Origin of the sequence: Rufibacter hautae (assembly GCF_008271695.1) — a bacterium.
Lineage (GTDB): Bacteria > Bacteroidota > Bacteroidia > Cytophagales > Hymenobacteraceae > Nibribacter > Nibribacter hautae.
The window spans coordinates 1,506,537-1,518,505 of record NZ_VKKY01000002.1 but is presented as its reverse complement, the minus strand read 5'-3'; the positions used below and the strand labels follow the sequence as shown (position 1 = coordinate 1,518,505).

The 11,969-nt window shown below is 51.7% G+C and carries 9 protein-coding genes; 5 read left to right on the top strand and 4 right to left on the bottom strand.

Annotated elements, in window-relative coordinates; genetic code table 11:
* The first annotated feature begins 130 nt into the window (after positions 1-130).
* The 4 genes from FOA19_RS15270 (at position 131) to FOA19_RS15255 (ending at position 4,209) form a co-directional block, all read left to right on the top strand.
* Positions 131-1,261: a DegT/DnrJ/EryC1/StrS family aminotransferase gene (locus FOA19_RS15270; protein WP_223808921.1), complete on the top strand. Its 1,131-nt coding sequence runs from the start codon at positions 131-133 to the stop codon at positions 1,259-1,261.
* Positions 1,262-1,384: 123 nt separating this feature from the next.
* Positions 1,385-2,398 (top strand): Gfo/Idh/MocA family protein, encoded by a 1,014-nt coding sequence (locus FOA19_RS15265; RefSeq protein ID WP_149091641.1) that lies wholly within the window; start codon positions 1,385-1,387, stop codon positions 2,396-2,398.
* A 27-nt stretch (positions 2,399-2,425) separates the two neighbouring features.
* Positions 2,426-3,112 carry a class I SAM-dependent methyltransferase gene (locus FOA19_RS15260; protein ID WP_149091640.1) on the top strand — a complete coding sequence of 229 codons (687 nt, stop codon included), beginning with the start codon at positions 2,426-2,428 and terminating at the stop codon, positions 3,110-3,112.
* Positions 3,113-3,132: 20 nt separating this feature from the next.
* Positions 3,133-4,209, top strand: a complete 1,077-nt coding sequence (locus FOA19_RS15255) for a glycosyltransferase family 4 protein (RefSeq protein WP_149091639.1) — start codon at positions 3,133-3,135, stop codon at positions 4,207-4,209.
* Between the two features lie 95 nt (positions 4,210-4,304).
* On the opposite strand, the gene FOA19_RS15250 is transcribed toward FOA19_RS15255, so the two are convergent.
* From FOA19_RS15250 to FOA19_RS15235, 4 genes are all read right to left on the bottom strand, one after another.
* A complete protein-coding gene (locus FOA19_RS15250) occupies positions 4,305-5,897 on the bottom strand; it encodes a T9SS type B sorting domain-containing protein (RefSeq protein ID WP_149091638.1) in 1,593 nt (530 codons plus the stop codon).
* Between the two features lie 118 nt (positions 5,898-6,015).
* Complete coding sequence (locus FOA19_RS15245; protein ID WP_149091637.1) at positions 6,016-7,491, bottom strand: oligosaccharide flippase family protein; 1,476 nt, start codon at positions 7,489-7,491, stop codon at positions 6,016-6,018.
* Positions 7,492-7,619: 128 nt separating this feature from the next.
* Positions 7,620-8,939, bottom strand: coding sequence for a polysaccharide deacetylase family protein (locus tag FOA19_RS15240; RefSeq protein ID WP_149091636.1), 1,320 nt, complete (start codon positions 8,937-8,939; stop codon positions 7,620-7,622).
* Between the two features lie 80 nt (positions 8,940-9,019).
* Positions 9,020-10,339, bottom strand: coding sequence for a glycosyltransferase family 4 protein (locus FOA19_RS15235; RefSeq protein WP_223808920.1), 1,320 nt, complete (start codon positions 10,337-10,339; stop codon positions 9,020-9,022).
* A gap of 217 nt (positions 10,340-10,556) precedes the next feature.
* On the opposite strand from FOA19_RS15235, the gene ffh reads away from it, so the two are divergent.
* Positions 10,557-11,894 (top strand): signal recognition particle protein, encoded by a 1,338-nt coding sequence (gene ffh / locus FOA19_RS15230; protein ID WP_149091635.1) that lies wholly within the window; start codon positions 10,557-10,559, stop codon positions 11,892-11,894.
* The last annotated feature ends 75 nt before the right edge of the window (positions 11,895-11,969 follow it).

Sequence of the window (11,969 nt, the reverse complement as noted above, 5' to 3'; positions counted from 1 at the left end):
TTGTGTTAGTATATTGTATTTTACCGTTAAAGGTGTATAAAGCCTTTCTTGCCGTTCAGCGCCAGATTATCGCGGATAAGTACGTATGGTTCCGGTTACAAAACTTATATTTGTCTTTTCTATTGAATACATGAACCAGCTCCAGATGGTAGACCTTAAAGGTCAGTACCAGCGCCTGAAACCCCAGATTGATGCTGCCATGCAGGCAGTGGTAGACAGTACCGCTTTCATCAACGGACCACAGGTGAAATCCTTCTCCCAGAACCTGAGCCAGTACCTGCAGGTCAACCACGTGATTCCGTGCGCCAACGGCACCGATGCTCTGCAGATCGCGCTCATGGCCTTGGATTTGCCCGCCGGGGGAGAGGTGATTGTTCCCGCTTTCAACTATGTGGCTACCGCCGAGGTGATTGCCCTTTTGGGACTGAAGCCGGTGTTTGTGGATGTGCTGCCAGATACCTTCTGCATTGATCCGGCCAAGGTGCGGGCCGCCATTAAGGAGAAGACCGTGGCCATCATGCCGGTGCATTTGTTTGGCCAATGTGCGCCCATGGAGGAGATCATGGACCTGGCCATCGCGCAGGAACTGTTCGTGATTGAAGACAATGCCCAGGCCATCGGGGCGCAGTACATAGACGCCGAGGGCGGCACCTCGTTCGCGGGCACCATCGGGCACATCGGCACCACTTCTTTCTTTCCGTCCAAAAATATGGGCTGCATGGGAGACGGGGGCGCCATCTTCACGCAGGACGATGAGTTGGCCGAGACCTTGCGGCAGATTGCCAACCACGGGCAACAGAAGAAATACCACTACTCCCGCGTGGGCGTCAACTCCAGGTTAGACACGTTGCAGGCTGCCCTGCTGGACGTAAAACTCACCCAACTGGATGATTTCATTTACCGTCGCCAGAAAGCTGCCGGGGTGTACGATGCTTACTTTGCCGAGGTGGAGGGTATCAAAATTCCTTCTTTGGCCTCTTACAGCAGCCACGTCTTCCATCAGTACACGCTCCAGGTGCCCGCTGAGAAGCGCGATGCCTTGAAAAACCACCTGCAGGAAAAAGGAATTCCCAGCATGGTCTACTACCCGGTGCCTTTGCACCTGCACGAAGCCTATGCCTACTTGGGCTACAAAGCCGGTGACTTCCCCGTGTCTGAGGACCTCTGCCATAAGGTAATTTCCCTTCCCATGCACACTGAATTGACCGAGGACCAGCAGAACTACATTGCAGAGGCAGTGATCGGGTTTTTCAAAGATTAAACCGGTAAACTAAGCTTTAAGAAGGAAAACTAATCTTTATTCTTCATTCCAGATTTATCACACATCCCATTGTTTTAGGGCTGTTTTCCCTAAAATAAAGCAGAAACGCATACAAGACACCAGATGTCAGAAAAGATAAAGTTTGCCGTCATCGGCGCGGGACACATTGGCAAGCGGCACGCCACTATGGTGCAGCGCCACCCAGAGGGAGAATTGGTGGCCATGGTGGACACCGATCCGGCCCGCCTGGATGAAGTGGAGCCTTTCGGTGTACCTTTCTTCACCAGCATGGAAGAATACCTGGCCTCGGGCCCCAAGGCCGATGTCATCTGCGTGTGCACGCCCAACGGTTTTCACGCCGAGCAGGCCATGCTGGCCCTGGAGAACGGCAGCCACGTAGTCTGCGAGAAACCCATGGCCCTCACCAAAGCCGATTGCGAGCGCATCATCTACAAATCACTGCAGACCTCCAAGCTGGTGTTCTGTGTGATGCAGAACCGTTACAGTCCGCCTTCGTTGTGGCTCAAGGAGATGATCTCTGAGCAGCGTTTGGGCCAGATTTACCTGGTGCAGATCAACTGCTACTGGAACCGTGACAACCGCTACTACAAACCCGGCAACTGGAAAGGCAACCAGGCCCTGGACGGCGGCACATTGTTCACTCAGTTCAGCCACTTCATAGACATCATGTACTGGCTTTTCGGGGACATCAAGAACATCCACGGGCGTTTTATGGATTTCAACCACCAGAACCTTACGGACTTTGAAGACAGCGGCCTCATCCACTTTGACTTCATGAACGGCGGCGCCGGCACACTCAACTACTCCACCTCTGTCTGGGACACCAACCTAGAAAGCAGCATGACCATCATTGGGGAGAAGGGCAGCATCAAGGTAGGCGGACAGTACATGAATGAGGTGGAGTACTGCCACGTGCAGGATTACGTGATGCCGGAGCTTCCGCCCAGCAGCCCGGCCAATGACTACGGCCACTACAAAGGCAGCGCCGCCAACCACCACTTCATCTTCGAGAACGTGATTGACACGTTAAAAGGAAAGACCTTCGCCACTACCAATGCCCTGGAAGGCCTCAAAGTGGTAGAGATCATTGAGCGTATTTACGAATTGAAAAAGTAACGGCTTCACGGCCCCAGAAGAATACCCATGTCAGTATCTGATTTTTACGACGACTATACCGAGCAGCAGTTCAAGAAAGGCATTCACATCCGGCACCGGACCATCCTCAAGAACCTGAAAGCCGCCGGCCTGAAGTCCGATTCCAAAGTGCTGGAGATTGGCTGCGGTATCGGCACCGTGACGCACCTGCTGGCCAAAGCCACGCCGCAGGGGAAAGTTCTGGCTGTAGATATCAGCCCGAAGAGCATTGACATGGCCCGCCGCTTCAATCAGCAGTTCAACCATGCTGAGTTTGCCGTCTCAGACATGACCGATTTCAACCGCCCGGAGAAGTTTGACTTTGTGGTGCTGCCCGATGTGATTGAGCATATCCCGCTGGAGCAGCACCCTAATCTATTTCAAGTAATCGCCCTGCATTTGCACCAGAACTCCGTCGTGGCCATCAACATTCCGCACCCGCTGTACCTGACCTGGGTGCGCGAGCATCAGCCGCAGTTACTGCAGGTCATTGACCAACCCATTCACACCGACGAGCTCCTGCGTAACACCTACGCCGCGGGTCTGTACCTGCACAAACTGGAAAGCTATTCGCTGTTCTCGCAGGTGGAAGACTACCAATGGATTATCCTGAAGCAACGCCTAGTACCTGCAACTGTGCAACCAAAATCTAAAGTAGACCTCAAACTGCAGGACCTGTCCTCTAAGTGGCTATAGCGTTTTTAGCCTGATTTTCTATGTCTGCGCGTAAACCCGTTCTGCTTTATTTTTACCCGGCCCAGTCATCCTTCGTGGTGAAAGACTTGCGGTTCATGGAACAGCAGTACGAGGTGCGTCACCAGGGATTTCTGCCGAAGAAGAAATGGCAAACGCCTCTGGTTTGGTTAGGTCAGGTGGTTTTTCTGTTGCGGCATATCTGGCGCGCCCAGGCATTGGTATGCATGTTTGCCGGCTATCATTCCTTTTTTCCGGCTCTTTTTGGTAAAATAGCCCGAAAACCCTGCCTCTTAGTGGCCGGCGGCACCGACTGCGTGGCTTTCCCTAGCATTAGGTACGGAGTTTTTGCTAATCCGCTGTTGGGGCGGTTCGCGCGCTGGTCATATGAGTTGGCTGCGCACATCGCGCCGGTACATGAGAAACTGGTGTGGCAGGAGTATAGGTACCAGCCCAACGACTACCCGCATCAGGGTTTCCGCTTTCATTGCCCAAACCTCAGAACCCCGCATACTACAATTTACAACGGCTATGATGCCGATTTCTGGCAGCCAGATTTAACCTTAACGAGACAACCCAACGCCTTTCTTACGGTTTGTGCGGGCCTGGACATGCGGTTCACCCAACGGCTCAAAGGACTGGATTTGATTCTGGAGGTAGCAGCCCGGGTACCTGAGGCGATTTTCACTATCGTAGGAGCGCCAGCCGGTTTCCGGTTTCCGGACCAACCTGTCAACGTGAAACTGCTGCCCAAAATGCCTCTGCATGATTTGAAATCTGTTTACAGTGGGCATACCTTCTATATGCAACTTTCCATGTCTGAGGGCTTTCCCAATGCGCTGAGTGAAAGTATGCTGTGTGGCTGCGTACCGGTGGTAAGCCAGGTAGGAGGGATGGTTGATATCATTCAAGGGAGCGGGTATGTACTGGCCCAAAGAAACGTGGAACTGCTAGAAACCTTGGTGAAAACGGCACTTACCGCTGATAATAGCCAAAGAGCCTTAAACGCCAGGAATATCATCAAAGAAAACTATCCGGAAGGTCGCCGGGAGACAGAATTGCTGGGATTGCTGAGGCAACTAACCACAAGTTTTGACTAGTATTTTAATATCTGTAACCTAATAAAAAGAGAGCGGCCTGAGATCTTTACAGAAGCAGGCCGCTCTCTTTTTATCATTCAGGTAAATGGCAAAGTTTACCTGATGACTTCCACCCAACCCTTGTAAACGTCGCCTTTTGCGCCTAAGGTTAACACGTAGTAAAACACGCCTTCCTGTTTAGAACCGGTCCATTCGTTTTTGTAATCCGGGGAATGGAATACTTGTTGGCCCCAGCGGTTGTAAACTGTCAGTTTGTTTTTGACAGCAGCGTTAAGGTTCTGTATTTGAAAGAAATCATTCTGCCCATCACCGTTCGGGGTGAAGATGTTCGGAATCATCACCTGACTTATGAATTCCTCCTGGCAGGTGGTGTTGCTGACTACAATTTCATCCCTGATGACACAATCTCCCCGGGTGGCCTCTACCCAATAGGTGCCCGGCAAAGACACAACCAGCGACGTTCCAGTAGAGCCATCAGACCATTTAAGGGCAGTGCCTTTCAGAATCTCGGGCTGAAGGGTGAGCGTATTTCCCATGCAGAGCGTAGTGTCTTTGCCCAGGTAAGGGGTTACGCTTTGGGTATAGGTTATGAACTTGTCAATGGTGTATTCTTCTCCTTTATGATACACGTTCAAAGAAACCTGGTTTACCCCTTCCGTGGAGAATTTATGCGCCGGCGATAGAATATTGGGTACAATCTGCTTGTCATATTTCCAATGAAAACGGTCATAGGGAAAGTTCAGGATGGGGGAGAAGGTGAACGTGTTGGATTTGCAGTCAAACGTGTAGGTGAAATCAGGTTGGGGGCAGGCGGAAATCTTTATTTCACCGTAGTATTTGTTTCCCAATCTATCTGTTGCAATGAGGCTGTAATTCCCTGGTTGGGTAGCCCTTAATGTAGGCTCTGTTGAGCCATTGCTCCATAAATAACTTTCAAAACCCGTGGCTGGCACCAAGCCTATCTGATTCGGTCTGATACAGAAGTCCTCGCCTAAATCGATGGAGAGCCCGAGGTAAGAGACTTTCACTTCTTCCTTTGTTAGTTCCCGGTTATAGATCTTTACATCATCTATCTTGCCGTGGAAGAAAAGGCTGCCGGTGTTCCCTTGTCTATGTGACCCCACAATGGTTTGCGGTACCCCCGTGTCTGATCTCGGGTAACCGGTCCGCTCTCTGCTTTTCAATTTAACCCCATCCAAGTAGAAATGGGTAGAGTCATCGTTCACGGTAATGGTGAAGAAATGCCAGGTGTTAAGTACCACAGTTGCGGTGTCTCTTGAACTGGTGATATGGGTGGCTAATTTAGGAAGACCCACAATTGTTTTAATTTCGACCGCCGTGATGCCATAGTTCAGATCTGGGTTATCAGAGGCGTAAATCACCCTGGAGTTTGCATCTATGGTATGGGCATTAAACCAGAAACTGATGGTTTTGGGTATAAGGTCAAAACTGCTCCCCAACACAATATTATCATCAAGGCCATCAAAATAGTAAGCGCGGTTGGGAGTGTTGAACCTGTCTGTTGTTAAAGTAGCTCCTCTTACCGTGGCCTGGTGATTATTGCCGCTAACGTCTCTCACATTACCATCAAAGGGAAAGTGCGCAATGAGTTTTTCTACCGAGGTCTGGGAAAATGAAGGGGCAATTAGTACGAAGAAGGTAAAACACAAAAGGGCAATTCTTTTCATTATAGGATACAAGAGATAGAATGTTTAATCCTTATTTAGCTGGGTTGAATTGAGAAATATTATTTTTTCTGAATATACCTTAATAGAGGGTAATTGCAACGGTTTTAAGCGTCAATAATTAAAATCTTGCCCTTAGTTTGACCAAGCCATTATTCAGTTCCGGCGAGACCTTCAGGCCGATGGCTAATCCCCCGTATACCGCCGTGATGACCAGAGACCGGACGGCAATATCCAGAAGCAGGTGAGGAAGTTGAGGCACTAACCAGGAGGCCAGGTAAGCTGCTCCGGCAATCAGGAGCAGCAGGAGGGAGTCCCACCCAAAGGGCTGCATTTTGAAAAAGTAGCCTACAAACGCTACCCGGAAAACATTGATAAAGATGAGCACCAGCATAGAGGCGAAAGCAGCCCCGTTGATGCCATATTCTGGGATAAGCAGGTAATTAGTGTAGATGACCAGAATGACCATGAGCACGTTCAGAATAAGGTCATAGCGGTATTTGTGCGAGGTCACCAGAATCATGGCGTTCAGGCCGGTGGCTAGCTCAAAAATCCGGGCGATGCCCATGAACAATATCACGTAGCGGCCGGCACTGTACTCGGCGGGCATGAACGCGAAGATATTGTCCACGTTGCACCAGATGCCTAGAAACAGCAGCAAGCCAATGAGCAGGTTCACGCGCGTCATGTTCTTGTAGAGCTGCGCCAGGGCTGGCATGTCATGCAACTTGAACAGATCGGCTACCTGCGGACTCAGAATCTTGTTCATGGACCGGTAGGGCACCAGAATAGCGCTGGTGATAAAGTACCCGGTGGTGTAGAACGCGACATCGGCCAGGCTCCGGTACATCATGATCATGGCCGTATCAGTGAAGGTGATGATGGTGCTGGAGATGTTGCCCAGAAACGCATACAAGCCGTACTGTACCACTTCCCTGATAGGCACAATTTGGAACATGTTCCGGCCGGGCCGCACAAAGAACTGCCGAAGCCACAGCAGGTACACAATGCAGATCAACGCCGTGCTGGAGTTGGCCGCGATGAATAGAATCACAAACCACTGAAAGTCTATCCAACCCCAGAAATAGAGCGCCGCGCAGGCCATGGTGAAGATCCGGACCAGAAAATCCTGCAGGAACGTCTGCACAATGGTTTTGTAGAGCGACCGCAGATAAGCATCCAGCAGCAGGAACAGCAGGGTGAAAAAGCTGAGCGGGATAATGTAATAATAATAATTCACCGCCAGCGGCGAGGTAACCCGGTACAGCTCAAAGACCGCCGGTTTCAGGAGCAGAAACAGCACCGTCACCACCGCGAAGCCCAGCATGGGAATAGCCAGCATCAGGAACAGGAAGCCATTGTGCTGTTTGTCGCGGTCGCGGAAGTAGGGGAAAAAGCGGGCGCTGGTATTGGTGAACCCCAGGGCTGCAAACTGCGCGAACATGGGCGATACGCTCAGCAGAAATCGGGTAAGCCCCACTTTGTCCGGATCACCTAGGAAATAGGGGAGAACTAAAACTGTATTCAGGTAGCCCACCACCATGCCCACAGTGGAGATGATGGTATTCAGATAACCCTGCTTTCGGATGACATCCATGGAGTGCGTGCGGCGTTTTGGGGCCGATTTCCCAAATACAAGCTGAAAACAGCCTCGGCCCGAAAGGCAAAAATAGCAGCTTCTGCGGTGGCTTTTACTATGGCGGGTAAAATTGAGGAAATGGGTAGCTACCGCACTTGGAAGATGACCTCACCAGCGGTGAAGAAGCCAGTCTGTCGCTCCTGCAAAAAACCAGTAATCTCCCGGAACATCTGCAAACCACCTTTCAAGCCATAAGGGCTGAAGTTCTCATTATGCCAGAGCAAGGTAAAGGTGCCATGAAACTTGATGATCTCCTCCAACATGGGCGTAATGGCGGGCAACACCTCTTGCGGCGGCAATTGCAGGTACTTGGGGTGGTTGAGGGTCACGTCCATCAGGTTCAGCGGCAGTTCCCAGACAGGAGACATCCGGCGGTCTTTGAAGTTGAATAACCGGAAGGGGTGGCAGTAACTGTTCCTGAACCCGTAATGCTCCGGGAAGCCTAGCGTGCTGTCATAGGCAAAACCCAGTTCTTCCAATACGGCAGGCGTTTTTACCGGATCAAAGCGAAGGTAATGGAAACGATTGCCGGAAACGGGTAAGGGAAGTTTTTCACGCTCGGTCTGCAGTTGGCGGGGATTGCTTCCAGTACCATGACTGCCGTGCACGCCAATCTCGTGCCCTGCCGCTGCCAAACGCTTAACCTCCTTCTGGATTCTGGGATCAGAAACGTCATAGTCAGCGTTGGGGTGCCCTTCATAAGTATCAGTTTCCGGCAGGAAGAAGAAGGTGCCTTTGGCGTTCAGGTGCTGCAGTTCCTGGGCTACCTGCGAGAAGTTAAACCAGGCATCCTGGCCGGTGAGTTTCTGCTGGGCCAAGCGGAAAAACAACTGCAGGTTGCCTTGTTGTAAGGCTGGTTTCCCGGCTACTTTCCAGGCGCTCTGGCAGTAATCAATGTCATGCGTGAGGCAGGTGGCAAAAGGTCTGCCGCTCCATAACCGGGGCTTAATTTCCTGGCCGTATGCCAGGGAAACCGCTTCCCGGAGAATCTCCAGGTAGTAATTGACAATGGGTTTAGTGATGAAGCCGTGCAAGTTCTGCACCGATGCGCGGTACGGAAACCTGTTAAATTCATCACGTTCCGTGCTATAAAATTCCTGCCAACCGCTCAACAGGTAGAAGGCCGAGGCCACCACATCGAAATGCACGATGACTTGGCCTTGATTGTCCTGGGTAAACCACGGTCGATCTATGTTCTCGTCAAAAAAGAGGGGGATGGTGGTGCCTCGCCAATCTTTCCAAACTAGTGCTCCCGGATGAGGTTGTTGCCCCTCCAGGAAAGCGCTGGAGGTAGGCGTAATCTGCACCCGGCTTCTGCCATCCAGCCCATAGCTTACCTCCAGCGGCGAAGGCAAATGGTACAGCCTTTGAAAGTGAAAGAAGACGTAGTCAAAGATGCTGTTCACGGGCAGGAAAGAAGAGGGTTGGTGGTGGTTGTCGTCGTTTCAGGGCTGATTTTGGTGAAACAGCCCTGAAACAAAGGGAATCAGCCGTTAATCAGTTTAGCCAGTTGCTCGGTGAGGGAGCGGCGTGAGTACTGGGTGTAGTTGATGATGGGCAGGTCCAGGTTGTGGTTGATCTTCCAGTTTTTGGTCATCTGCAGCAGGTAATCCACCATAAGGTCATAACCGGAGTAATGAAACACTCGGCCCGCGCCGCACTCGTCCAGGATCTTGTCGGCATCGCCGTGGACTGGGCCTATGCAGATGATGGGTTTGTTGGCGGCCATGTACTCAAACAGCTTGCCCGTGAGAATGCCGCGGTTGTTCTCCACATCCGGAATCGCCATGAACAATACGGTGCTGGCCATTAGGTATTTGATGGACTCATCGTGCGGCACGTAGTCAATGTACTCAGTGATGAGGGGCAGCCCGGCCTCCTCAATCTGCCGCCGCACCTCCGCCGACACCTTGCCCACGAACCGTAGCTTGTAGCGCATGAGCGGGTTTTTGGTCATAACTTCGCATACCGCTTGGAAAAACCCGATCACGTTGTAGGCCTCGGTGAGCGTGCCGGTGTAGGTGATGATGAATTCCTCACTGGAGGGCGTGGACGGATGCACAAAATCGGCCTCATCGTAGCCGTTGGGGATCACGTGGATTTTCTTGGGGTTGATGTTGGTGGACTTGTTCAGGAAAAGGCGCTTCATGTCCTCCGAGACCACTACCACGGCATCGGCCTGCTCCAGCACCTCACGCTCGTATTTGGCGTCTAGCTTCTGGGCCAGCCCGGTGTGGTTCAGGTCTTGGTAATAATAAATATCGGTCCAAGGGTCGCGCATGTCGGCAATCCACCGCAGGCCGTATTTCTTTTTCAATTTCAACCCAACCAGCTGCGTGGAATGCGGCGGACTGGAGGTGACAATGGCTTTCACGGGTTGGGCCGCCAGGGCTTTCTGCGCCGCTGCGAAGGCAAAGCGATTCCAGCCCACCCTTGGGTCTGGAATGAACAGGTTGCCGCGCAGGAACTTGAACAGCTTCTGTTTCCAACTTTCCCCACCCGTGTTGGCAAATCCCCCGAACGGAATGTCTTTTTTGCCCGTGATTTTTTTGTAGAACTCAAACGGCTCGCGCGTGGAAGTCCTGATCACCTTTATCACGGCGGGCACTTCGGCCAGTAAGGTTTGGTCCAATACTGGGTAGGAGGCCTGCTTCTCGTCCACGGTGATCACGGTGGGCGTAACTCCAAACTCGGGCAGGTGCTTTACAAACTTGAGGCAGCGCTGCACGCCGGCTCCGCCGGACGGAGGCCAGTAGTAGGTGACCAATAAAGCATGCTGGGGAGTTGTGGGAACCGGTGATTTCAAGGGCTTTAAACTTCAGGTAATACAATGTGTGAAGCGAACGTAAACTGTTTTTAGGTTGTTTTAGGTGAAACAAGGCAAAAACAGGTGTCGCTCATCTCTGTATAGTTAAGTCCGAATATACGCAGCTGCGGGTAAAAGATGGTGAACTTCCGCAAATTCTCCTTATTTTTGTCTTTGTCAATCTTTGAAAAATATCTAACTCAGTCATATATCCCACATGTTTGAGAATTTAAGTACCAAGCTGGACCGCGCCTTCAAAACCCTGAAGGGGCAAGGCAGCATCACCGAGATTAACGTTGCCCAGACCATCAAAGAGGTGCGCCGCGCCCTGGTAGATGCCGACGTGAACTACAAGGTGGCCAAAACCGTGACCGACAAGATCAAAGACGAGGCCATGGGCCGCGACGTACTGATTGCCGTGTCACCGGGCCAGCTGATGGTGAAAATTGTGCACGAAGAACTCACCGAGTTGATGGGTGGCGAGAAAAAAGACATCAACATTAACGGCTCGCCGGCCATTGTGCTCATCGCTGGTCTGCAAGGATCTGGTAAGACCACGTTCACCGGTAAACTGGCCAATTTCCTGAAAAGACAAGGAAAAGGCGTGATGGTGGCTGCCTGCGACGTGTACCGTCCGGCCGCGATTGACCAGCTGAACGTGCTAGCCGACCAGGTTGGCGTAGAGTTCTTCGCGGAGCGCGAGTCTAAAGACCCGGTTTCCATTGCCCGCAACGCCGTGGAGCACGCCAAGAGAACCGGCAAGAAAGTAGTCATCATTGACACCGCCGGTCGTTTGGCCGTGGATGAGGCGATGATGCAAGAAATCTACAACATCAAGGAGGCAATCAAGCCTACCGAAACGTTGTTTGTGGTTGACTCCATGACCGGTCAGGATGCCGTGAACACCGCCAAAACCTTCAACGAGCGCATCAACTTCGATGGCGTGGTGTTGACCAAGTTGGACGGTGACTCTAGAGGTGGGGCCGCCCTTTCCATCAGAGCTGTGGTAGAGAAACCTATCAAGTTCATCTCTACCGGTGAGAAGATGGAGGCTCTGGACCTATTCTATCCAGATCGGATGGCCCAGCGTATCCTGGGCATGGGTGACGTGATCTCTCTGGTAGAGCGCGCGCAGCAGACCTTTGATGAGGAAGAAGCCAAGCGTATCAACAAGAACATCCGCAAGAACCAGTTCAACTTCGATGACTTCTTGTCGCAGTTGGAGCAGATTAAACGGATGGGTGATATCAAAGACCTGGTGGGCATGATCCCGGGCGTTAGCAAAATGCTGAAAGACGTGGAGATTGACGAAAGCGCCTTCAAACCCATTGAGGCCATCATCAAATCCATGACCAAGGATGAGCGCCAAAACCCAGACATGATCAGCGGCAGCCGCCGTAACCGTATCGCCAAAGGATCCGGAACGACCATCCAGCAGGTGAACAACCTCATGAAGCAGTTCAACGACATGCGTAAAATGATGCGCAGCATGAACAAGATGGCCGGTACCAAAGGCGGTCTTGCCAAGTTGGGCAGCATGATGGGACGCCGCTAGTCGCGACTTACCAAATCAAACTTCAATGAACAGAAAGGCTCGTACCATCATCGGTGCGAGCCTTTCTGTTTTCAT